The following is a 21,121-nucleotide window of genomic DNA, read 5'->3' as shown; positions in this document are numbered from 1 at the left end:
GGTTGTTATATGTTTTCAATTAATACGCTATCTCTGTCAGTAATACGCTTCGTTACATTTGCATGTTTAACGCTGCTATCGGCTCTCTCTTTCGCGGCTCCCATTGATGGTGCTCAAAAGTTAGGGGGGCTGCTTCAGGGTTATCAGAGTTTTTCAGCATCATTCGAGCAGGTAACCCTGTCGGAAAATGGCCGTAAAGCCCAAAAAACACAGGGTACGATTCTGTTGGCAAAGCCGAATCTGTTCAGGTGGGAAACTCAGCACCCTTTCCCTCAGGAGATTGTCTCCGATGGTCAATATATCTGGATCTATGATCCTGATCTTGAACAGGTTACACAGCGTTCTGCCGACACACAGCAAAGTAGTGCCCCTGCATTGATTCTCAATGGACAGATTGAAGCGCTTCAACAGACCTATAGTATTCGCCTTATGGACGATTCTGGCAGTGAGCAGCTTTTCGAGTTAACTCCGTTGAGTGAGCAACATAATTTCAGCAGAATCCGTCTTGCGTTTGCGAATGAGATGATCTCTGAGCTTATGCTGGAGGATTCACTGGGCCAGCGAACTTCTGTCGTGTTCTCTGAGCAGCGATTGAATCCTGAGTTAAGCGAGGATGCATTCTTCTTTCGTATCCCTTCCGATACTGACGTGATAGTAGATATTGAGGAATAAATGGATCTGTTCTCCCAGGAGCCCGCTTACGAGCCATTAGCCGCAAAGATGCGCCCGCAATCCCTTGATGAATATTGTGGGCAGGGGCATCTGTTGGGCCCGGACAAACCGCTGAGAACCGCGTTAGAACATGGTTCGGCCCATTCAATGATCTTCTGGGGGCCGCCGGGGGTAGGGAAAACCACCTTGGCCAAGTTGATAGCACATCATGTTGATGCTTATTTTCTGACTTTGTCAGCGGTGCTATCCGGGGTTAAGGATATACGTATTGCGGTAGAACAGGCCAAACAGCAGAGCGCTCAAACCGGGCGTAAGACGATCCTATTTGTGGATGAGGTGCATCGCTTCAATAAATCCCAGCAGGATGCTTTTCTTCCTTATATTGAAGATGGCACTCTGATTTTTGTCGGAGCGACAACTGAAAATCCCTCCTTCGAATTGAATAACGCTCTTCTCTCACGCGCTCGAGTCTATCTGCTGCGCTCTCTGGAGGAGAGTGATATCCGCCATGTTATTGAAAGGGCGATTAATGATTCAGAGAAAGGGCTTGGCCAGCATCAGCTTAAGATCTCCGAGGAGATGGTCAATCGTCTTGCGCAAGCCGCTGATGGTGATGCAAGGCGTGCCCTGAATCTGCTTGAAATTGCAGTTGATCTGGCTGAGAGACAACCCGATGGAACAGAGCTAATCAATGAGCAGGTGCTTGAAGAGGTACTTCGCTCGACCGGGAGAAGGTATGACAAACAGGGCGATATCTTTTATGACATGATCTCCGCGTTTCATAAATCTGTTCGTGGTTCATCTCCTGATGGTGCCCTCTACTGGTATTGTCGGATGCTTGATGGTGGCTGTGATCCGCTCTATGTTGCCCGACGGTTGGTCGCTATTGCCTCAGAAGATATTGGAAATGCGGATCCGCGCGCGATGCAGGTAGCGCTTTCAGCCTGGGATGCGTTTGAGCGGGTCGGGCCCGCTGAAGGTGAGCGAGCTATCGCGCAAGCAGCGGTATACTGTGCCAGTGCACCCAAGAGCAATGCCCTCTATCAGGCGTTCAATCAGTGTATGGCTGATGTTAAAGCCCAGCCAAGTTATGAGGTGCCGATACATCTGCGCAATGCCCCGACCAGTCTGATGAAGGATATGGGGTATGGTGATGAATATCGTTACGCACATAATGAGCCCGATGCCTATGCTGCGGGTGAAAACTATCTGCCACCGGAAATTGCAGAGCAACAGTGGTACTATCCTGAAGCACGAGGATTGGAAGTAAAGATCGGTGGAAAGCTTCGTCATCTTAAATCACTGGATCAGCAGAGCCTTAAAAAAAGGTATGCTGATGATGGATAAGAGGAGAGGAACAGCAGTATGCAGCACCTCATCGCGATTGCTATAGGCGGTGCCGTAGGCGCACTGGGCCGCTATTGGGTCAGTGGTTTGCTTAACAATGCAGAGCATCGTATCCCCTATGGAACTCTGACCTGTAATGTACTCGGTTCTTTCCTAATGGGTATCTGTTTCGTTCTGATTCTTGAAAAGTCACGTTTAAGCCCCGAAATGCGACCACTGCTGATGGTTGGGTTTATGGGCGCGTTTACCACTTTTTCCACTTTTTCACTGGAAACTATCGCAATGCTGCAGGAAGGGCATGTTATGTCTGCAGCGATTTATATATCATTAAGCGTTCTGTTGTGTCTGATCGCACTCTATGGCGGTCTTTGGTTCACACGCTTGTTCTAATCTTTCTTAAAAGGTGTTTTAGAAGCTCATGCTTGACGCAAAAATTGTCCGTGCTAACCCGGAAGAAGTTGCACAGCTACTGAAGAAAAAAGGTTTTGAATTCCCGGTTGATCAGTTCGTTGAACTGGAAAACCAGCGTAAGCAGCTGCAGGTGGATACAGAAACCCTGCAAAACGAGCGAAACACACGATCGAAAGGGATCGGTAAAGCAAAAGCTGCTGGCGAAGATATTCAGCCGCTGTTGGCTGAAGTCGCTGATCTGGGTAACAAGCTGGATGCAGCCAAAGCAGAATTGAACACGATCCAGGACAATTTGGAAGACCTGCTTTCTGGCGTTCCAAATATCCCGAGCGATGAAGTGCCTGAAGGTGCGGATGAAGAGGATAACGTCGAGATCCGTCGTTGGGGCACACCACGCAACTTTGATTTTGAGCCTCAGGATCATGTAGCGCTAGGCGAAGCCAGTGGTGAGCTTGATTTTGAAACTGCCTCGAAACTGACCGGTTCCCGTTTCTCTGTTATGACCGGTAAGTTGGCACGCCTGCATCGTGCCTTGATTCAGTTTATGCTGGATACTCAGACTGAGGAGCATGGATACACCGAGACCTACGTTCCTTACATGGTGAATGAAGACAGTCTGCGCGGAACTGGCCAACTACCAAAATTTGGCGAAGACCTGTTTAAAGTACCGTTTGGTGATCGCCAGTACTACCTGATCCCAACCGCTGAAGTACCGGTGACTAACATCGTGCGTGATGAGATTGTCGATGCTGCTCAGCTGCCGCTTAAATATACAGCACATACCCCTTGCTTCCGCTCTGAGGCGGGTTCGTCTGGGCGTGATACCCGCGGTATGATCCGTCAGCATCAATTTGAAAAGGTTGAGATGGTTCAGATCGTTGAGCCATCTAAATCTTGGGATGCACTGGAAGAGATGATTCGTCATGCTGAGGCGATTCTGCAGAAACTGAACTTGCCGTATCGCGTTGTGACGCTGTGCGGTGGTGATCTTGGCTTCAGTTCAGCGAAAACTTATGACATCGAGGTTTGGTTGCCAGGACAGGACAAGTACCGTGAGATCTCATCGGTTTCTAATATGACTGACTTCCAGGCGCGTCGTCTGAAAGCGCGTTGGAGAAACCCTGAGACAGGAAAGCCAGAATTGTTGCACACATTGAATGGCTCTGGTTTGGCAGTGGGCCGAACGCTGTTGGCTGTTATGGAGAACTATCAGACAGCAGAGGGTAAAATTCAGGTGCCCGAAGCGTTGCAGCCTTATATGGGCGGCAAGACTGAGATCTAATCCTATCTTGAGACATAAAAAAACACGCTTTCGGGCGTGTTTTTTTATGTCTGTTATCCATTGATCTAAACAGACATGGAATTGTGACTCGCTTAGTCGGTCTCATAGGTATGCTGTTTTAAAATTTCAGTCCAGAGGAGGGTCTGTGATGAGATATATACTAGGTTTTTTATTGGTTGCTATCAGCATTGTAGGGAGTGCCAGCGCTGCGGGGGTATATATCTGGGTCGATAAAGGGGGCGTCAAACATTACAGTGATCAACCTCCCACTAAGGCCGAGAAGGCGGATCTGAACGGGCTGGTGCGCAAGGGTGATTATCATCCTGATCAGATAAACAGTATGCAGCCTATAAAATCTAAAGCATCCACAAGTGTTGACCCGGAGCCTGGTGCCGTCTCAGTAGGGGCTAAAGTTGAGCTAAAGAATGAGCGTGTGGCACCAGAGGAAGACTCATCTACAGTTGGTCAGGCACGCCATGATCGACATGAAACATCTGATGAACTGATCCGTCGGCGGGATCGGCTTGATGGCTATAGTAAGCAGGAGCGTATCTCTGATATCAAAGCGCGGAAAGCGCAGGAGCGGGCTGATAAGAGGGCGATTCAGGAGGGGGGCAAGACAAAAGATCGGTCTAAGCCCCAGACGTTGAATAAAAAGCTGAAAAAATACAATCAATCAAAAGGTGGCGTGGGGAGTTAAGCGCCCCAGCGACGTACACGTCCTACATCCAGATGGACGAAGTTACTTCGCGTATATAGTCCGACTCCGCCTGACTTCATTGCCAGCGAGGCTTTATGAAGCTCGCGAAGCGGTACACCAGGAATACGGATATCGATCGCCATACCTTTCATATGGTAGCTTTTCTTCGCAACCTTGTTGCTTTTCTGGCTCAGCATGGCATTGGTCGCAGGAGAGCGGTATGCAGAGATAACATGGATCGGTTTATGCTGACCAAAGGTATCTTGCAGTTCATGCAGAAGCATCAATAGAGAGGTGTCCATCTGATGAATCTGATCATTGCGGTGGTCACGTAATAGGTAATCAAGCTCTGTGAGACTGGAGCGCTGGAAATCACCATTTGCGATAAAGGTGCTCTTGATTGACTCCCCGGTATGAAGATTCAGAAGGGAGAGTGATTGATCCTTACGGTCATGGAGTTTGGCAAAGCTTGAATTGGGTAGGGCTGCGAGGGCTGAAAACCCACCGATGGCTTTGAGAAGTTTGCGTCGGGTTGAGCATATCGGTCGTTCCAGTGAATCAAGCTGATCAATCATCTATAACTCTACATACTATATAAAACAGGTGTTTCGATTATGCCGAAACTCTCTCGCTTTGTACATAAATTGTACAGGTGGGCTGCTTGAATATTTCTTATGTTAATTACTGTTTTAATTTGGATAGCTCATAGCTATCGAAGCGGTAAGGGTCATTTCGGAAATTCATGAACCCCTCCTCATCAACAAAAGCGGTCCAGTAGGTTACATGCAGGGGGATAGGATCCGGGAGGTTGATCTGATGAGTCTCTGAGCGTTCGAAGATAGGATCCAGCTTAAGTTCATCCCATCCACGCGTCATCCGCATCAGTTCGTCAGCCAGTTTTCTGGGTTGTTCGACACGGATACAACCGGAACTGAAAGCACGGTTATTTTTTTCGAACAGGCCTTTTGCATTGGTATCATGTAGGTAGATAGAGCGATGATCATCCGTTAGGAACTTAACACTGCCCAGGGCATTGCTTTTGCTTGGTGGGCCCCAGATTCGCTGATAGTTGCTGCCTTTATAGAATTTATCATAATCGAGTTCTTCGGTAGGGATAAACTTTTTACCTTTACCCCAGCCTGTCACGATCTGAAGGTTTGTTTTCTTCAGGTAATCAGGGTCTTCTTTCAGCGCCGGAATGATATCTTTGTAGGCAATACTCTTCGGAACATGCCAGGAGGGGTTTACGACAATACGATTGATCTGGGTATCAAACACAGGGGTTTTACGCTTCTTCCGTCCGACAATCGTCTTCATCTTGAGTATAGAGCGGCCCTGTTCAAATAGACGCAACTTATATTCAGGTATATTTACCAGAATGTAGCGATCCGTGTTGGGTTGAAAGGCTTCTATTCTCGATAGATTAACACCGATCTGTTCCGCTCGTTTTTCAGGCCGTATGTTTAGAAGTCGCCGGGTCTGGGGGCCAAGAACACCATCTATTTTTGCACCATGACGTAGTTGGAAGCGTTGTAGAGCCTGCGTTAAGTGTGAATCAAACGTGCTATCTCGGTTAACTTGGCAGTTCTGACCATTATCCAGATCCCCCAACTGCAAAAGCCGCTCTCTCAGTTGTATGACCTGGGGGTGTTTGTCTCCCTCTTTAAGCAGGGGGCCGTGCCCAATCCTATCCCACTGAGCGGTTTCTGCCAGATTTAGATAGTAGGTCAGCTCTTCGTGCATCCTTAATACTTGTTGTTGCAGAAGGGACGGTGCGATTGGCGCTGTTTCATGGGGGAGGGTAATGTCGGTGACAGTATTTGATTCCAGAGGGGACTGGATATCTCTTGCAGTCGCCAACTCTAGTGCTTGTGCACTTAGTGGCGAGAAGATCAGACAGAAAAGCAGAGGCTGAGCTATTTTAAAACGCATCGTTACCTCCCTCATATCCGTGATTCTGGTCTGATGCAGTGTGTCTTTTAAGTACAGGCTCAAATACCATATTGATCAAGTTTCATATCGTGAAGCTTTTTCAATTAACCGCCTGACAGGATAGTGTAACGCAGCTTGATGAACTTTAACTGAAGGATTTGTTGCATCTGCCCAAATTGGCAGATGCAAATTGGTATAAACCGGTTAATTGCCTTTATTCTGGCGGGCATTATCTTTTAATGCTTCATTCTCTTTGTAAAATTCATCTTCATAATAGATGCCGGTTACTTTGAGCTTTTTTTCTACCCAGCGGTTATAGCGTGACCATATAAAAAAACCAGGAGTCATCATGATCATAACACCAATCATCATGCCTGATCCGGCAAAACGGGGCGGTACCTGCTGAATAATCCAATCAAGAAACCCCAGCTTATAGCCAGCGTAATACCAGAGAATCAGGCCTGCAAAGCCTGCGCCTGCAGCACAGTGATGGAGAAGTTTTGTACGTTTATCGTTAGTCATGGTCTGTATAGCGATGTACTCTCAAACTGGGCAGATAGGGTTCACTATCAATGACCAGATCGCTGCGTAATTGTCGCTGTCGTGTCTCCGGTGGTGTAAGCGGAGGCACATTATATTCTGGAAATGATTTGCCTGCATCCAGTGGGAAAAAAAGCGGAAGTGGGCAGTTGCGTGCTTTTCGTTGGTAGCTGTCACCCTTTTTCCAGCGAATATTTGCACGCATCACTGGGACTTGCGGCTGAATCTGGACCAGAGCTTCCTCTGGTGTGAGTTTTCCCAGAGCTTTTAATTGCATCTGAATATGCAGTTGTGACTGATCCATCTGCAGCAGTCTTTTTTCGGCTTCGGCAATTGTGATTTTCCTCAGGCTGCGGCCGCTGCTATACCAGCTAAAAGTGACTTTATCCGGTGTTTGTTCAAGTAATGGAATCTGGCGATAGCACTGTTTTAGGTGGAGGCGTGCAAGCCCCTGTTGCTGTAACGCTTTATTCAAGGCTTCTGAGCGATGGTGGAGCACTTCAAGCGGATTTCCTTCTGACTCACGAAAGGCTTTGACGGTGGACTGGAAGCGCTGTTTGATCTGGTTTAACTGCTGAATAACAGGGATTAATCTGGATGAAACCCCGATCAATCCATAGATGTTGTCGGTTCTGCGGCCATCTCCTTCAGACTGATGCCATAGGTTGGTGATCAGCTCTGAAGCGGATTGAAGGGGAATAGACTGTTCGGGTTCACCGAGTAGCCAGAACTGCGTTGTGTGTGAGGATAATAGCGATTTGAACTGTTCCAACCCCTGCTGGAGTTGCATAAAGTCCTCCTCCAGCTGTAGTTCTGTAACGCTCATTTAGCTATCAGTGCTGTTTTCGTCCGCTTCACGCTGACGTTGTCGTGCCTGACTTTCAAAAATCTGGCGGGCCAGAATCATACGGCAGCTTTCAGGCATTTTTATAAATTCAACACCGGTCAGATAGCTACCATCCCCCATAAGATCACTGCGGCAGCACTGAGCATAGAGCAGAAGTCCGATGCAGGATTCAGGGAAAATCAGTTTAATTGACAGATTGGTACCCTGTTCAAACTCTTCGCTGTGACGGAATTGCAGGCCGCCTTCAGAGATGTTTACTTCCTGAATGGCTGCGTTGCTGATCGTCATTTCACTTGAAGCGATCGCCTGTGCGATCCGTTCAATTTTATCGTGAACGATTCTGAGGAAAGAGGCGGTATTGTTGTCTTTTTCAGCAATTTTCCGTAGGAGGTGATTACTTTCGGCATCCATCTCTTGCAACTGACTCAGTAGCAGGAAGTTGGGTGATACATCAAACTGGGTAGGTGTCGGATGAGTGCTAATTTCATCATCGGAAACAACTTTCAGTTCTAAGGAAACACGCTGCTCTATTCTGAAATACTGGCGACGGTCTTCTTCCTGCATGTTCAGTCCTCATAAATGACTTGGTAATCCTTCACCGGAGTATATGAAGATTAAATAAGAAAAGCACCCTGTCAGAGCTATAAATTAAGCGTAGGTAAAGAGATTTGCACGATGAGTAATATTTCAGAATCAGTCAGTTAGCTGGTTCCTGGAGTTAATCTTTTAATCATTTCTCTGTTTTTACTCTGTCAGGTTTCTATGGTTTAATCGCGCAATGTTTAAGCCCTTGTCGATCTTCATCGGATTACGCTATACCGCAGCAAAGCGTAATAATCACTTCATCTCATTTATCTCTCTGGCGTCGATGCTGGGGTTGATGCTGGGTGTTGCTGCGCTCATTGTCGTGCTTTCGGTTATGAACGGTTTTGATCGTGAACTGAAGCAGCGGATTCTCGGTATGGTGCCTCATGCGTCGGTGAGTGGTTATAACCAGCCTCTTGAAAACTGGCCCGAGATGGTCCGCCAGTTGGAAAGCCACCCTGAAGTGTTGTCTGCTGCGCCCTTTATACAAGCGCAGGCGATGTTAACCAATCGTGGGGTTGTCAGAGGGGCCTTGATCAATGGCATCGATGTCGATGCGGAGTCAAAGGTTTCCATTCTGGGTAATCATATGACATCTGGCACGCTCTCTGATCTTAATAGTCAGCGCTTTGGCATTGTGTTGGGTGATCTGCTGGCGCGATATCTGGGTGCCCGTGTCGGTGACAAGGTCACGTTAGTGTTACCAGAGGCTTCTGTCAGTGTTGCCGGTGTGGTTCCTCGACTCAAACGTTTTACCGTGGTGGGTATTTTTGAAGTCGGTGCTGAACTGGATGCTAACCTGGCCTATATCAACCTTAAGGATGCTGCCACGATTAAGCGGCTGGGTGAGGGTGTTGACGGCATTCGGTTGAAATTTGATGACCTGTTCAGTGCACCCAAAAAGGTACGTGAACTGGCTGCCAGTCTGGAAGGTTACTACAGTGCCAGTGACTGGACCCGTACCCATGGGAATCTATTCCAGGCGATTCAGCTGGAGAAACGTATGATAGGACTCTTGCTGTTTCTGATAGTGCTGGTTGCTGCATTTAATATTGTCTCTACGCTGGTCATGGTTGTTACAGATAAAAAAGCGGATGTTGCAATCCTGAGAACTCTGGGAGCCTCACCGGGGCGCATCATGCGGATCTTTATGGTGCAGGGGACTGTGATTGGTCTGATGGGGACCTTGATGGGAACCCTTTTAGGCGTGCTACTGGCATTAAATGTGGCTGAGATTATCGCCTGGGTTGAATCTACGTTTCAGATTCAGTTCCTCGACCCTAATGTATACTTCATCAGCAAATTCCCATCAGACCTGCAATGGCATGATGTTGGTATCATCACATTGACTGCATTGGGGATTAGCTTTCTGGCAACAATCTATCCAGCATGGCGAGCCGCTAAAACTGACCCGGCTGAGGCATTAAGATATGAGTGAGCAATCAATCGTGCTTCAGGCGAGTGCTGTCAGTAAGCAATATAGTGATGCGGGTAGCACCGTTGAGGTGTTATCGGGTCTTGATTTTGAACTGCATCGTGGTGAACAACTCGCAATCATAGGCTCTTCGGGTTCGGGAAAGAGTACCTTATTGAATATTCTGGGTGGTCTGGATAAACCCAGCTCTGGTGTTGTTCAGATTAATGGGCGAGATCTGCATGCGGGGAGTGAGTCTCAACGTGCGAAGGTGAGGAATGAAACATTAGGTTTTGTGTATCAGTTTCACCACCTCCTTCCTGAGTTCAGCGCACTGGAGAATGCAGCGATGCCTCTGTTGATGAGAAACCTTCCTCTGGCTGAGGTCAAGCGAGAAGCAGCCTTGGTGCTTGAGGCGGTAGGGCTCGGTGAGAGATTGACACACAAACCAGCACAACTCAGTGGAGGTGAGCGTCAGCGCGTTGCCATCGCCAGAGCATTGATCGGTAAACCTGCGGTGGTGTTGATGGATGAGCCAACCGGAAATCTGGATCGGAATACTGCTGCCAGTATCCAGGCACTGATCGATAAGCTGAATGAAGAGTTCAGTATTGCCTTTGCGCTGGTTACCCATGATCCTGAGCTTGCGCAACGCACCGGGCGTGTACTTGAACTACTAGACGGGCGGCTTCAGGAGCGTTAAGCCTGTTTAATTAGGGTTCCCGCTTATCGCCACGCTGCTTCCAGCTGCGACCAACATGCCAGGCCCAGAACCCCTGCACGGAAAAGTAGCCCAGCAGACCAAAGAAGATCCCGCAAATTATCGAACCGAATAGTAAAGGCCACCAGATAGTGGAGATGCTGTTCTGTAACCACTCCATAGTCATCTCAAACTCAATAGACTGACCCGGTTCTCCGATCAGAAAGTCACCCACGACGTAGGTGAAGTAAAAGATTGGAGGCATGGTCAACGGGTTAGTAATCCAGACAAGCCCAACGGATATCGGTAAATTACTTCGGATAACAATCGCCAGAATTGCGGCAACCAGCATCTGTAGGGGTATTGGGAGAAACGCACAAAACAGTCCCACCAAAAATGCACGTGATACAGATTTGCGGTTCAGGTGCCAGAGGTTAGGCTCATGTATATGACTGCCCAGCCAACTCAAGTGTTTATTTTGCTTGAGCTTCTCTTCATTCGGCATGTACTTCTTTATAAGTTTGCGTGGCATCTTCTAATTTACTTATTATGGGCTAGCAAACGGGGTGGAGTTTTATTATGCCCCCTGCCAACGGCTAAGCCAAGGAAACTTAAGCATGAGATCAAGGATGATCTATATTGCTGCCGGGATTGTTTCTGCTTCATTGCTGCCTGCACTTATACCACTCTCAGGTTGCGCTTTGATTGCAGTAATACTCTCCCTTTGCAGTATCAAATGGGGTTTGACGCGATTATCTTCGCTTTTCTGCTTCTCCTTCGGATTTCTCTATCTGAGCATCTGGGGTCACTGGAATCTGTCTGAGCGTCTGCCACACGAGTTGGCGCGCACGGATTGGACAGTACAGGGTCAGATTGAAAAAATAACAGTTAGAACGTCAGGAAATATCAGTCTGCAACTGGCTGTTGAAGAAATAGAGCCTCTGTCCCCCTCAAAGTCCAGCTCTATACAGGTTAACCGTTTGCTTCTTAACTGGTATAAGCCGGATCCGGCTCAACTCTTACACTTGAAAGAGGGTGACTGGATTACTGCTGTCAGCCGATTGAAGCCGCCGCATGGACTGATGAACCCCTCTGGATTTGATTATGAACGTCGCTTGCTCAATCAAGGTGTTGATGCCACTGGGTATATACGCCGGTTTATTGGCCAGCAGGAACGCGGTACCGGACTGGTCTCTTCTGTCAGAAATAGTAGTCGGGCAACGATCAGTAGCTGGCATTTAGATGAGAAGAATACTCAGTTATTTAATGCTGTGATTACGGGTGATAAAGATCAGCTGACAGAGCAGCAGTGGGAAAGCCTGCGCCGTAGTGGAACAATTCATCTGGCTGTGATCAGCGGGTTGCATATCGGTTTTGTTGCACTGGTGGGCTGGTGGCTGGGGCGGATAATGGGATTGATAATCCAGCCGTTTAGTTATGAGTTACCTTTTCTGCTCTCCATAGTCTTCTCGGGTAGCTATCTGTTTATCTCTGGTGCAGACCTGCCCGCACAACGTGCTTTTATAATGATATCAGTACTGATGTTGTCAGGTTGGCGAACCTTCTTCGTCGATAAATGGACGCGTTGGTGGATGGCTATAGTCGCAGTGATGCTGATCTCTCCTTTGGCGATCTTTGAATCAGGTTTCTGGTTATCGTTTACGGCGGTCGCTTTGTTAATCTATCTTTCAGAGCATAACTCGGGCTGGATGAGTCTGGTAAAACTGCAGGTGTGGTTATTGATAGGGATGCTGCCGCTTTACCTGCTCTTTTTCTCAGGAATTTCCCTTGTTGCACCGCTGATCAACTTACTGGTGATCCCTCTCTTTTCGATTATGGTGCCACTGATCTTCCTTCAGCTACTGTTATCCCAATTTGATATTTCTTTATTGCAGCCTGTCTTGATAGGGATGGGGGATCTCTTCTGGTGGTTGGTGAATTATTGTTCTGAACTCGAATGGGTATTTCTCAGCGTTAGATCGCCTGATCTGTTGGGGCTTATTTGTGTGGGGGTTGCGTCGTTGCTGGTAGTGCTGAGGATTAAGACTTTCTCCTTTGTCCTCGTCGGAGTACTGATACTTCCTGTGATTTTAGGTGTCAGAGTGATTTCAACGAGCTCCGATGTAATGGAAGCTTGGGTATATGATGTGGGGCAGGGCCTTGGTGTACTCGTTAAAGTGCAGGATTACACACTAATATATGACCTTGGGCCAAAGTACAGATCCGGAAGCAGTGCATTTGATCGCAGTATGAAACCACATCTACAAGCACTGGATATTCAGTTTGTTGATGATCTCATTTTAAGTCACTCAGATAATGATCATGTGGGTGGTTTTGATTCACTCCGAAAGATAGTGGATGTTGGTAATATTCATGCATCTTACAGGGAGGAGGGTATCGCTTCTCGCCGGTGCAGAGCGGGGCAGTCCTGGCAAGTTCATGGCGTAAACTTCAGTATGCTCGACGGTTCGATAGGACGTGAAGATAATGATCGTTCCTGTGTCCTGCAGATTGAAGCTAACGGTTGTCGGTTATTACTGCCTGGTGATATCAGTGCTTATAAAGAGAAGCAGATATCACGGAATACAGAGCAACAGATCCACTGGTTGGTTGCTTCTCATCATGGTAGCCGAAGTTCCACCTCAGGAGATTTTTTAGAGGCATTTAGGCCTGCAGCTGTGATTTTTAGTTCGGGTTATGTCAACCATTATGGTCACCCACACTCGGAAGTCGTTGAAAGGGTTAGAAATACCGGAGCAAAGATCTTTCATACCGGAAATGAGGGGGCAATCATCTTGAAAGCTACAAAAGAAAACGGTTGTATTACAAAAACAATGCGAAAGGATGTTAAACGATTCTGGAGATCGTTTATTTCTATGTGATAGAGTACCGCGCAGTTAAAGGAGAAATTACTGTGTTTGAGCTTTTACAATCCGGCGGTTGGTTAATGATTCCAATCGTAGCTTGTTCTGTATTGGTTATGGCGATCTGTCTTGAGCGCCTTTGGACGCTTCGCCCAAGCAGAATAGCGCCTCCGGGCTTATTAGCTGAAGTGTGGACGCTGATCAAACAGAGAAACATTACGGCTGAACGCTTAAGTGATCTAAAGAGAGGGAGCCCTCTGGGCCAGATCCTGGTTGCAGGTTTGAATAATGCATCGCATGGTCGAGAGATCATGAAAGAGAGTATTCAGGAAACTGCAGGGCAGGTGGTTCATGATCTGGAACGTTTTCTTAATCCTCTGGGAACAATCGCTGCGATCACACCACTCCTGGGTTTGCTGGGCACTGTGATCGGCATGATCAAAGTGTTTAATGAGATCATGATTCAGGGAACTGGAAACGCGAACGTGTTGGCAGGTGGTATATCTGAAGCCCTGATAACAACGGCTGCTGGCCTGACCGTGGCGATCCCCGCTTTAATTTTTCACCGTTTCTTCCAGCGCCGCATCGATTCTTTGGTCGTGACGATGGAGCAGGAAACCGTGAAGTTGATCGAAGTTATGCATGGCGAACGTGATATTGACGTTGAATAACGGAGTCTCATTGTGAATTTTCCCCGTCAGCGTCAGGAAGAGGTCAATGTTAATCTGACACCACTAATCGATGTGGTGTTTTTGCTGCTTATCTTCTTCATGGTATCGACTACGTTTACCAAAGAGACGCATCTTGAGGTCGATCTGCCGGAAGCGTCAGGATCGACTACAGTAACAGATGAACTTATTCTCGAAATTGTCATCTCCGATGAGGGCAATTACAGCGTTAACGGTAAGCCTCTGGTTAATAGTCAGGCTGAAACTTTACGTCGAGCTCTGAAAGAGTTGGCAGGGGAAAAACGAGATCTGCCATTGATTATCACGGCTGATGCAAAAACCCCTCATCAGGCGGTTGTAACGGCTATGGATGTTTCTGGTAAGTTGGGGTTCGATAAGCTGAGTATCACCACTCAGGAACCGGATGCTGAATGAACTGGCTTGAGCGGCGCTGGTATGCTGATCGACCTGCGCCCTGTTATCTGAAACCGCTCGCCGCGCTCTACCGTTTCCTCTCACAACGAAAGCAGAGGAAAGACCTTAAACAGCAGTGGTGTGCTCCTGTACCCGTCATTATCGTTGGTAATATCAGCGTGGGAGGGACAGGGAAAACCCCTTTTACCACCTATCTGATCCCCCTTTTAATATCACAAGGGTACAAGCCTGGAATTATCAGCAGAGGGTATAAAAGTCAGGCGCCACATTATCCCTTTGATGTCTCAAAAGCTGAGAGTCCGATAGAAGCAGGTGATGAACCTTACCTGTTGTATAAGCGTTGTCACTGTCCGGTGATCATCGGATCAGATCGAGTTTTTGCAGCGCAATATCTGCTGTCACATTATGATTGTGATCTGATTATCAGCGATGATGGATTACAGCATTATAGGTTAGGGCGGGATATTGAAATCAGCCTGATCGATGCCCGTCGAGGGCTGGGAAATGGGGCTATTATGCCTGCAGGACCGCTGCGTGAAGGGCCAGATCGACTGGCTCAGGTAGATTATGTGGTCGTCAATGGTGATGGATATAATCTTCCGTTTCCGGTGGAGGAGGTGGCGGTGATGCAGTTAGTGCCCTCTGTATTTAAATCTTGTACCGGTCCCGAGACCAAATCGCTAAACGCATTTAACAACACCTCGGCTCATGCGGTTGCCGGGATAGGCAATCCGCAGCGTTTTTTCGATCTGCTGAAAATGCAATTTTCGATCAAGGTGATTGAACACGCTAAACCTGATCATTATCACTACAGTGAAGAGGATTTTAGGTTTGATGATAACCTACCGGTACTGATGACAGAGAAAGACGCTGTTAAAATCACAGAACCCGCGTTGAAGAATGCATGGTATCTGGAAGTTGAAGCACAGCTTCCTGAAGATTTTGAACGGCAGCTTTTAGCTAAGCTGGCGGATATATATAAACAAAAAGGTATGAAACAAAATGGATAAGAAATTATTGGATATCCTGGTGTGTCCTGTGACGAAAACGCCGCTGGAGCTTAATGAAGAGACCAATGAACTTATCTCTACAGCGAGTGGCTTGGCCTACCCGATCCGTGATGATATTCCCGTACTTCTGGAAACTGAAGCGCGAGAACTGACAGCTGAAGAACGAGAGAAGAAGTAAGAGGCTATTATGGGTTTTTCTGTCATTATCCCCGCGCGATACGCTTCAACACGTTTTCCGGGTAAGCCGTTGGCGGACCTTCAGGGCAAGCCTATGGTTCAGCATGTTTATGAACGAGCCTGTGAAAGCGAGGCTGATCGAGTGTTGATCGCCACTGATGATGAACGGATCGCCGAGGTAGCGCAGCAGTTTGGTGCAGAGGTCTGCATGACCTCCTCTGACCACCCCTCTGGAACTGACCGTTTACAGCAGGTTGTCAGTGATCTAGGGTATTATGCTGATGATATCGTTGTCAATGTACAAGGTGATGAACCCCTTGTACCGGCAAGGATTATCAATCAGGTTGCGCATAACCTGATCGCAGAACCGGAAGCGAGTATCTCGACCCTCAGTGAGCCTATTAATGATATCGAGAGCTTGCTCAACCCTAACGTTGTAAAAGTGGTTAATGATACCCGTGGTATGGCACTGTACTTCAGCCGTGCTCCGATCCCATGGCCGCGAAATAGTTTTTCAGCTGAGCAGGGTCAGTCTGTGATGCCTGAAGGGTATAGCTGGCAGCGGCACATCGGTATCTATGCATACCGGGTTAAACTGTTAAACGATTTTGTGAAATGGCCACCCGCCCCGATTGAAGAAACAGAATGTCTTGAACAGTTAAGAGCGATGTGGAACGGTGCTCGCATCCATGTGGCTGAGGCTGACGAACAACCGCCTGCAGGTGTTGATACGCCAGAAGATCTTGAACGTCTGCGGGCATTTTTAGAGCAGGGTAGTTGAGTCAGATGGTAAAAGTACTGTTTGTCTGTCTTGGTAACATCTGTCGCTCTCCAACCGCACATGGCGTGTTTCAGAAAATGGTTGAGCAGCAGGGGTTGGAGGATCATATTGTCGTCGATTCGGCTGGCACCGCTGCTTATCATGTAGGCAATCCGCCGGATCGTCGTTCAACCGAAGCGGCAAAGCAGCGGGAGTATGATCTAAGTGTGCTCAGGGCACGCCAGGCGATCATCGCTGATTTCTCAGAGTTTGATTATATTCTGGCGATGGACTTTGAAAATCTTTCAAATCTTAAAGCGATTCAACCGGCTGGTTACCAGGGCCATCTAGGCCTGTTTCTGGATTTTTCAGAGATGCAGGAAGATGAAGTGCCTGATCCCTATTATGGTGGGGCAGCAGGATTTGAGCATGTTTTAGATCTGGTCGAATCAGCATCTTTTGGCTTGCTCCAGCATATAAAAAAAGGGCTTTAGCATTGGTTGCATGGAATAGAAATGCTGATCTTTCAGCCTATAACAGTCTCGGATTCAAAGTGACTGCAGAACGTTTCTTGCAGGTGACTGAGGTTGGTCAGCTACATGATGCACTAAATGAGGTTGTCGAGAATAAATGGCCTCTGCTTATTATTGGTGGTGGAAGCAACTTGGTGCTTCATGATGAACTGCCTGGTGCAGTGATCAATGTTGCTACTAGCGGAATCAATGTCCTGGCTGATGATGAAGATCAGGCGATTGTTGAAGTGGGAGCTGGTGAGAATTGGCATGGGTTTGTGAGTCATCTGCTGGAGATGGGGCTGCATGGACTGGAAAATCTCGCGTTGATTCCCGGCTCCGTGGGCGCTGCACCTGTCCAGAATATTGGTGCCTATGGTGTTGAGCTGGCTGATTGCTTCCATAGCCTGACCGCCTATGACCGCGAAACAGGCGAGTTGGTCCAGATTAGTGCCGAGCAGTGTCAGTTTAGCTACCGTAACAGCATATTTAAGAGTTCTGAAAAGGGTCGTTATATCATCTGGCGTGTGCGGTTTAACTTGAGCTCCATTTTTACACCAAACCTTAGTTATAAGGGACTGACGGATTATCTGTCAGATCAGGGCGTAGAACACCCTACAGCCCATCAGGTCTATACGGCGGTCTGTGAGGTTAGGAAACAGAAGTTACCAGTACCGAGTGAGCTCGGGAACGCAGGCAGTTTTTTTGAAAACCCAGTGGTGCCGGAAGCGCAGTTCCAAGCGCTCAAGGCGTCATTTCCTGATTTAGTCGCATACGCTGATAAACCCGGTCATTTTAAACTTGCAGCGGGCTGGATGATCGATAAAGCTGGTTGGAAAGGTTATCGTGACGGTGCTGTAGGTGTGTATGAAAAACAGGCGCTGGTACTGGTTCATTTTGGTGCTGGGAGTGCGACTGAGCTGTTAGCGCTAGCCGATCGCATCAAGGCTTCAGTGTCTGAAAAATTCAATGTCAGTTTAGAGATGGAGCCCCGCATCTACCCTCATCGCTGATTGGTTTCGTTTTATCATCCCTCTTTTTGGCAGCGCTTTGTGCGTTGCCATCTCCTCCCTTCGAGTTATTTACCCCTTCATGTTCTCTGAAATAATGATCTAAATCAGCTTTGAATTATTCTTTGGTTTAATAAGAAAACCTTAGGATTGTCGACAATCTTGTCTGGAGGGCGTGTAAATACAGTAGTTTAAAGAGGGTTTTAATCATGCTTAAGGGCTTGTTGCAGTTGCATATAAACCTTTTGTAGTAGATAAATCTGCTTTTAAGTCGGTTAGAGTGTGTCAACACATTGAGGAAAGTGTCTACAATAATAATAAACTTTCCCTTGGGACAACCGACCGTTAACTTACAAGCAAAGGGCCTAAGCACATGTCCTATCAAGCAGAGTATTCTAAATCGATTGAAACACCAGAACAGTTCTGGGGTGAGAAAGCTCAAGATCTGCAGTGGTTCAAGAAGCCAGAAAATATCCTATCTAAAGATGAGAATGGGATTGATCGTTGGTTTGCTGACGGTGAGCTGAACACCGCTTACCTGGCGCTCGATTACCATGTTGAAAATGGTTTGGCAGATAACGATGCCATCATCTACGACTCTCCTGTTACTAACCAGAAGCGTAAAATTACCTACCGTGAACTGCGTGATGATGTTGCAAAGTTTGCAGGTGTTTTGAAAGCGCAGGGCGTTGAAAAGGGCGACCGTGTTGTCATCTACATGCCGATGATTCCTGAAGCTCTGGTTGCTATGTTGGCGGTTGCTCGTCTGGGGGCGATCCATTCTGTTGTATTTGGTGGTTTCGCACCGCATGAGCTGGCTGTACGTATTGATGATGCTGAGCCTAAAGTGATTGTTTCGGCTTCTTGCGGCATTGAGATTGCGAAAGTGATTGAGTACAAGCCAATGCTTGACCAGGCGATTGAAAAGTCTGCGCACAAACCATCTGCTTGCGTAGTTTTCCAGCGTCCTGAAGCAAAAGCGAGCATGATCGACGGTCGTGATATCGATTGGGTTGAAGCGATGGCGACAGCGGAACCTGCGGATTGTGTGCCTGTTAAAGGTACTGATCCTCTTTATATTCTGTACACTTCTGGTACGACAGGTAAGCCGAAGGGTGTTGTTCGTGATAACGGCGGTCACGCTGTTGCGATGAAATACTCCATGAAGTCTGTATACAACGTTAAGCCTGGTGATGTTTTCTGGGCAGCCTCTGATGTAGGTTGGGTTGTAGGCCACTCCTATATTGTTTACGGACCATTGCTGGCCGGCTGCACTACGATTGTTTATGAAGGCAAGCCTGTTCGCACACCTGATGCGGGTGCGTTCTGGCGTGTATGTGAAGAGTACAATGCAAAAGTGCTGTTCTCTGCTCCAACTGCGTTCCGTGCGATCAAGAAAGAAGATCCAAATGGCGAGCTGCTGAAGAACTATGACCTGTCTAATCTGCAGGCGATCTTTATGGCGGGTGAACGCCTTGATCCCCCAACTTACCACTGGACTATGGAAACGACTGGCAAGCCAGTTATCGACCACTGGTGGCAGACTGAAACCGGTTGGGCTATCTGCGGTAACATGACTGGTATCGAGACTCTGGAGCCGAAAGCCGGTTCTGCGACAGTTCCAATCTCTGGCTTCAATGTTCAGATTCTGGACCCTGAAGGTAATGAAGTGCCAGCTGGTGAGCAGGGCTCTATTGCGATCAAGCTGCCACTGCCTCCAAGCTGCCTACCAACAGTCTGGGGTGATTTCGAACGCTTCCGTACGGGTTACCTGTCTGACTTCCCCGGTTACTACTGCTCTGGTGACGGTGGTTACAAAGATGAAGACGGTTACGTATTCATCATGGGCCGTACCGATGATGTGATCAACGTAGCAGGTCACCGTCTCTCCACTGGTGAGATGGAAGAGATTGTTGCAGGACATGATGCGGTTGCAGAGTGTGCCGTGATCGGTATCAATGATCCTCTGAAGGGGCAGCAACCGATTGGTTTTGTACTGTTGAAGAACGGTGTCGAGATTGAAGATTCTCAGCTGGAATCTGAGCTGGTAGCGCTGGTACGTAAAGAGATTGGTGCTGTTGCATGCTTCAAGAAAGCGGTCGTTGTCGATCGTCTGCCGAAGACTCGCTCCGGTAAGATTCTGCGTAAGCTGATGCGTCAGATCGCTGACGGTCAGGATTACAGCGTACCATCGACTATCGATGATCCAACAAGTTTATCCGTTATGGAGGACGTAATGTCCCGTAATGGTCTGATCTCTGAATAACGAGCTCAGAAACGGTGTATTACCCTTAGCTCTGTGCAGGCGATCTTCGGGTCGCCCTTTTTTTCAAGCTTTGGGTTAACCCATAAAAAAACCGCCTCAAATGAGGCGGTTTTCTTTTGTCTAGTTGTTTGATCTATTTCAGCGGTGCGACCATACCGGTTTGCGTTTACCTATAAATGCATCGATGCCTTCCTGAGCATCATTCTCCATCATATTATCTGTCATCACTTTGCTGCAGTATTGATAAGCATCGCTTAAGGGTTGCTGAGTCTGCTGATAGAACGCCTGCTTACCAATTGATAGGGTTTTACGCGATTTGCTGGCAATTTTTTCTGCAAGTTCAAGAGTTAACTGATCCAGTTTTGCAGCTGCAACCGACCAATTCACCAGTCCGATCTCGGTGGCCCGTTCAGCGCTCATCAGATCTCCCGTCAACAGCAGTTCCATAGCATGCTTAGGAGCAAGGGCTCGGGTCAGCGCAACCATGGGTGTAGAGCAGAACAGGCCAATATTCACACCGGGGGTAGCAAAGCGAGCGTTATCAGCACAGACCGCCATGTCACAACTGGCAACCAGTTGGCAGCCCGCGGCAGTCGCAACACCATGTACTTGGGCGATAACGGGAATCGGAAGGTTGATGATCCGTTGCATCATCTCGGAGCAGGTTTCAAATGTGGATTGGTAGTAGGCTTCTTCGCCAGCATCCATCATCTGCTTGAGGTCGTGTCCAGCACAGAACCCCTTACCACCTCCTTTGATAATGACGGTGCGAACTTCGATATCATCTTTGATCTGATCAAGTTCGGTAGAGATGGCTTGCATCAACTCCATTGAAAGGGCGTTGTACGCATCGCTGCGATTAAGTGTCAGGGTGCAGATACCCTGGCTATCAGATCGTAACAGGAGTGCTTCGCTCATAATTAACCTTCTTATTCTTTTTGGGTCAGACTACAGGTTATTACGATATAAGTGAATACCCTTATTTTTGG

General features: G+C 47.7%; 23 protein-coding genes. 16 read left to right on the top strand and 7 right to left on the bottom strand.

Translation table 11 applies throughout. From position 1 onward, the window contains the following. Positions 1-9: 9 nt before the first annotated feature. The 5 genes from lolA to Q0882_RS05895 all read left to right on the top strand — a co-directional run bounded on the left by lolA (position 10) and on the right by Q0882_RS05895 (position 4,412). Positions 10-672, top strand: coding sequence for an outer membrane lipoprotein chaperone LolA (gene lolA / locus Q0882_RS05915; RefSeq protein ID WP_299179063.1), 663 nt, complete (start codon positions 10-12; stop codon positions 670-672). Continuing rightward, complete coding sequence (locus Q0882_RS05910; protein ID WP_299179061.1) at positions 673-2,019, top strand: replication-associated recombination protein A; 1,347 nt, start codon at positions 673-675, stop codon at positions 2,017-2,019. It begins immediately after the preceding gene. 18 nt (positions 2,020-2,037) lie between these two features. Further along, a complete protein-coding gene (gene crcB / locus Q0882_RS05905) occupies positions 2,038-2,409 on the top strand; it encodes a fluoride efflux transporter CrcB (protein ID WP_299179059.1) in 372 nt (123 codons plus the stop codon). A gap of 28 nt (positions 2,410-2,437) precedes the next feature. Further along, entirely contained in the window at positions 2,438-3,712 is a 1,275-nt protein-coding gene (gene serS, locus Q0882_RS05900; protein WP_299179057.1) for a serine--tRNA ligase, read from the top strand. A 148-nt stretch (positions 3,713-3,860) separates the two neighbouring features. Then, the gene (locus tag Q0882_RS05895) at positions 3,861-4,412 is read left to right on the top strand and encodes a DUF4124 domain-containing protein (RefSeq protein WP_299179055.1); all 552 of its coding nucleotides are present in this window, start codon (positions 3,861-3,863) and stop codon (positions 4,410-4,412) included. Here the strand turns inward: Q0882_RS05895 and Q0882_RS05890 are convergent. The 5 genes from Q0882_RS05890 to Q0882_RS05870 all read right to left on the bottom strand — a co-directional run bounded on the left by Q0882_RS05890 (position 4,409) and on the right by Q0882_RS05870 (position 8,295). Next, positions 4,409-4,987 (bottom strand): DUF882 domain-containing protein, encoded by a 579-nt coding sequence (locus tag Q0882_RS05890; protein ID WP_299179054.1) that lies wholly within the window; start codon positions 4,985-4,987, stop codon positions 4,409-4,411. The two genes, Q0882_RS05895 and Q0882_RS05890, sit on opposite strands and share 4 nt — an antisense overlap. 106 nt (positions 4,988-5,093) lie before the next feature. Next, the gene (locus Q0882_RS05885) at positions 5,094-6,344 is read right to left on the bottom strand and encodes a L,D-transpeptidase family protein (protein WP_299179052.1); all 1,251 of its coding nucleotides are present in this window, start codon (positions 6,342-6,344) and stop codon (positions 5,094-5,096) included. A gap of 204 nt (positions 6,345-6,548) precedes the next feature. Beyond that, a complete protein-coding gene (locus Q0882_RS05880) occupies positions 6,549-6,866 on the bottom strand; it encodes a hypothetical protein (RefSeq protein WP_299179050.1) in 318 nt (105 codons plus the stop codon). Then, positions 6,859-7,710 carry a hypothetical protein gene (locus Q0882_RS05875; protein WP_299179048.1) on the bottom strand — a complete coding sequence of 284 codons (852 nt, stop codon included), beginning with the start codon at positions 7,708-7,710 and terminating at the stop codon, positions 6,859-6,861. The genes Q0882_RS05880 and Q0882_RS05875 overlap by 8 nt, the downstream gene beginning before the upstream one ends. Then, positions 7,711-8,295 carry a PilZ domain-containing protein gene (locus Q0882_RS05870; RefSeq protein WP_299179046.1) on the bottom strand — a complete coding sequence of 195 codons (585 nt, stop codon included), beginning with the start codon at positions 8,293-8,295 and terminating at the stop codon, positions 7,711-7,713. A 214-nt stretch (positions 8,296-8,509) separates the two neighbouring features. Between Q0882_RS05870 and Q0882_RS05865 the strand changes: the two genes are divergently transcribed. Then, on the top strand, positions 8,510-9,754 hold the full coding sequence (locus Q0882_RS05865; protein WP_299179044.1) for a lipoprotein-releasing ABC transporter permease subunit: 1,245 nt from the start codon (positions 8,510-8,512) through the stop codon (positions 9,752-9,754). Then, on the top strand, positions 9,747-10,433 hold the full coding sequence (locus tag Q0882_RS05860; RefSeq protein WP_299179042.1) for an ABC transporter ATP-binding protein: 687 nt from the start codon (positions 9,747-9,749) through the stop codon (positions 10,431-10,433). Before Q0882_RS05865 ends, Q0882_RS05860 begins: the two co-directional genes overlap by 8 nt. A gap of 10 nt (positions 10,434-10,443) precedes the next feature. Here the strand turns inward: Q0882_RS05860 and Q0882_RS05855 are convergent, their stop codons facing one another. Then, entirely contained in the window at positions 10,444-10,962 is a 519-nt protein-coding gene (locus Q0882_RS05855; RefSeq protein WP_299179040.1) for a DUF2062 domain-containing protein, read from the bottom strand. An 85-nt stretch (positions 10,963-11,047) separates the two neighbouring features. Between Q0882_RS05855 and Q0882_RS05850 the strand changes: the two genes are divergently transcribed. From Q0882_RS05850 to Q0882_RS05810, 9 genes are all read left to right on the top strand, one after another. Continuing rightward, positions 11,048-13,312: a DNA internalization-related competence protein ComEC/Rec2 gene (locus Q0882_RS05850; protein WP_299179038.1), complete on the top strand. Its 2,265-nt coding sequence runs from the start codon at positions 11,048-11,050 to the stop codon at positions 13,310-13,312. A gap of 32 nt (positions 13,313-13,344) precedes the next feature. Next, positions 13,345-13,965, top strand: a complete 621-nt coding sequence (locus Q0882_RS05845; protein ID WP_299179036.1) for a MotA/TolQ/ExbB proton channel family protein — start codon at positions 13,345-13,347, stop codon at positions 13,963-13,965. Positions 13,966-13,977: 12 nt separating this feature from the next. Continuing rightward, entirely contained in the window at positions 13,978-14,397 is a 420-nt protein-coding gene (locus tag Q0882_RS05840; RefSeq protein ID WP_299179034.1) for a biopolymer transporter ExbD, read from the top strand. Beyond that, positions 14,394-15,407, top strand: a complete 1,014-nt coding sequence (gene lpxK, locus Q0882_RS05835; protein ID WP_299179032.1) for a tetraacyldisaccharide 4'-kinase — start codon at positions 14,394-14,396, stop codon at positions 15,405-15,407. The genes Q0882_RS05840 and lpxK overlap by 4 nt, the downstream gene beginning before the upstream one ends. Next, the gene (locus Q0882_RS05830; protein ID WP_299179030.1) at positions 15,400-15,585 is read left to right on the top strand and encodes a Trm112 family protein; all 186 of its coding nucleotides are present in this window, start codon (positions 15,400-15,402) and stop codon (positions 15,583-15,585) included. Before lpxK ends, Q0882_RS05830 begins: the two co-directional genes overlap by 8 nt. Positions 15,586-15,594: 9 nt before the next feature. Beyond that, positions 15,595-16,365, top strand: a complete 771-nt coding sequence (gene kdsB, locus Q0882_RS05825) for a 3-deoxy-manno-octulosonate cytidylyltransferase (RefSeq protein ID WP_299179028.1) — start codon at positions 15,595-15,597, stop codon at positions 16,363-16,365. 5 nt (positions 16,366-16,370) lie between these two features. Continuing rightward, on the top strand, positions 16,371-16,838 hold the full coding sequence (locus Q0882_RS05820; RefSeq protein ID WP_299179118.1) for a low molecular weight protein-tyrosine-phosphatase: 468 nt from the start codon (positions 16,371-16,373) through the stop codon (positions 16,836-16,838). A 2-nt stretch (positions 16,839-16,840) separates the two neighbouring features. Beyond that, a complete protein-coding gene (murB, locus tag Q0882_RS05815; RefSeq protein WP_299179026.1) occupies positions 16,841-17,869 on the top strand; it encodes a UDP-N-acetylmuramate dehydrogenase in 1,029 nt (342 codons plus the stop codon). 370 nt (positions 17,870-18,239) lie between these two features. Then, entirely contained in the window at positions 18,240-20,132 is a 1,893-nt protein-coding gene (locus Q0882_RS05810) for a propionyl-CoA synthetase (protein WP_299179024.1), read from the top strand. Positions 20,133-20,270: 138 nt separating this feature from the next. Here the strand turns inward: Q0882_RS05810 and Q0882_RS05805 are convergent, their stop codons facing one another. After that, positions 20,271-21,050: an enoyl-CoA hydratase gene (locus Q0882_RS05805; RefSeq protein WP_299179022.1), complete on the bottom strand. Its 780-nt coding sequence runs from the start codon at positions 21,048-21,050 to the stop codon at positions 20,271-20,273. Positions 21,051-21,121 lie beyond the last annotated feature (71 nt).

This window comes from uncultured Neptuniibacter sp. (genome assembly GCF_947498015.1).
Classification (GTDB): domain Bacteria; phylum Pseudomonadota; class Gammaproteobacteria; order Pseudomonadales; family Balneatricaceae; genus Neptuniibacter.
This window is presented reverse-complemented; position numbering and strand designations above follow the sequence as displayed.

What these genes read in the sequence shown, in the direction of transcription:
- lolA (WP_299179063.1), top strand. Translation starts at nt 10, where the DNA reads ATGTTTTCAATTAATACGCTATCTCTGTCAGTAATACGCTTCGTTACA.
- Q0882_RS05910 (WP_299179061.1), top strand. Translation starts at nt 673, where the DNA reads ATGGATCTGTTCTCCCAGGAGCCCGCTTACGAGCCATTAGCCGCAAAG.
- crcB (WP_299179059.1), top strand. Translation starts at nt 2,038, where the DNA reads ATGCAGCACCTCATCGCGATTGCTATAGGCGGTGCCGTAGGCGCACTG.
- serS (WP_299179057.1), top strand. Translation starts at nt 2,438, where the DNA reads ATGCTTGACGCAAAAATTGTCCGTGCTAACCCGGAAGAAGTTGCACAG.
- Q0882_RS05895 (WP_299179055.1), top strand. Translation starts at nt 3,861, where the DNA reads ATGAGATATATACTAGGTTTTTTATTGGTTGCTATCAGCATTGTAGGG.
- Q0882_RS05890 (WP_299179054.1), bottom strand. Translation starts at nt 4,987, where the DNA reads ATGATTGATCAGCTTGATTCACTGGAACGACCGATATGCTCAACCCGA.
- Q0882_RS05885 (WP_299179052.1), bottom strand. Translation starts at nt 6,344, where the DNA reads ATGCGTTTTAAAATAGCTCAGCCTCTGCTTTTCTGTCTGATCTTCTCG.
- Q0882_RS05880 (WP_299179050.1), bottom strand. Translation starts at nt 6,866, where the DNA reads ATGACTAACGATAAACGTACAAAACTTCTCCATCACTGTGCTGCAGGC.
- Q0882_RS05875 (WP_299179048.1), bottom strand. Translation starts at nt 7,710, where the DNA reads ATGAGCGTTACAGAACTACAGCTGGAGGAGGACTTTATGCAACTCCAG.
- Q0882_RS05870 (WP_299179046.1), bottom strand. Translation starts at nt 8,295, where the DNA reads ATGCAGGAAGAAGACCGTCGCCAGTATTTCAGAATAGAGCAGCGTGTT.
- Q0882_RS05865 (WP_299179044.1), top strand. Translation starts at nt 8,510, where the DNA reads ATGTTTAAGCCCTTGTCGATCTTCATCGGATTACGCTATACCGCAGCA.
- Q0882_RS05860 (WP_299179042.1), top strand. Translation starts at nt 9,747, where the DNA reads ATGAGTGAGCAATCAATCGTGCTTCAGGCGAGTGCTGTCAGTAAGCAA.
- Q0882_RS05855 (WP_299179040.1), bottom strand. Translation starts at nt 10,962, where the DNA reads ATGCCACGCAAACTTATAAAGAAGTACATGCCGAATGAAGAGAAGCTC.
- Q0882_RS05850 (WP_299179038.1), top strand. Translation starts at nt 11,048, where the DNA reads ATGAGATCAAGGATGATCTATATTGCTGCCGGGATTGTTTCTGCTTCA.
- lpxK (WP_299179032.1), top strand. Translation starts at nt 14,394, where the DNA reads ATGAACTGGCTTGAGCGGCGCTGGTATGCTGATCGACCTGCGCCCTGT.
- Q0882_RS05830 (WP_299179030.1), top strand. Translation starts at nt 15,400, where the DNA reads ATGGATAAGAAATTATTGGATATCCTGGTGTGTCCTGTGACGAAAACG.
- kdsB (WP_299179028.1), top strand. Translation starts at nt 15,595, where the DNA reads ATGGGTTTTTCTGTCATTATCCCCGCGCGATACGCTTCAACACGTTTT.
- Q0882_RS05820 (WP_299179118.1), top strand. Translation starts at nt 16,371, where the DNA reads ATGGTAAAAGTACTGTTTGTCTGTCTTGGTAACATCTGTCGCTCTCCA.
- Q0882_RS05810 (WP_299179024.1), top strand. Translation starts at nt 18,240, where the DNA reads ATGTCCTATCAAGCAGAGTATTCTAAATCGATTGAAACACCAGAACAG.
- Q0882_RS05805 (WP_299179022.1), bottom strand. Translation starts at nt 21,050, where the DNA reads ATGAGCGAAGCACTCCTGTTACGATCTGATAGCCAGGGTATCTGCACC.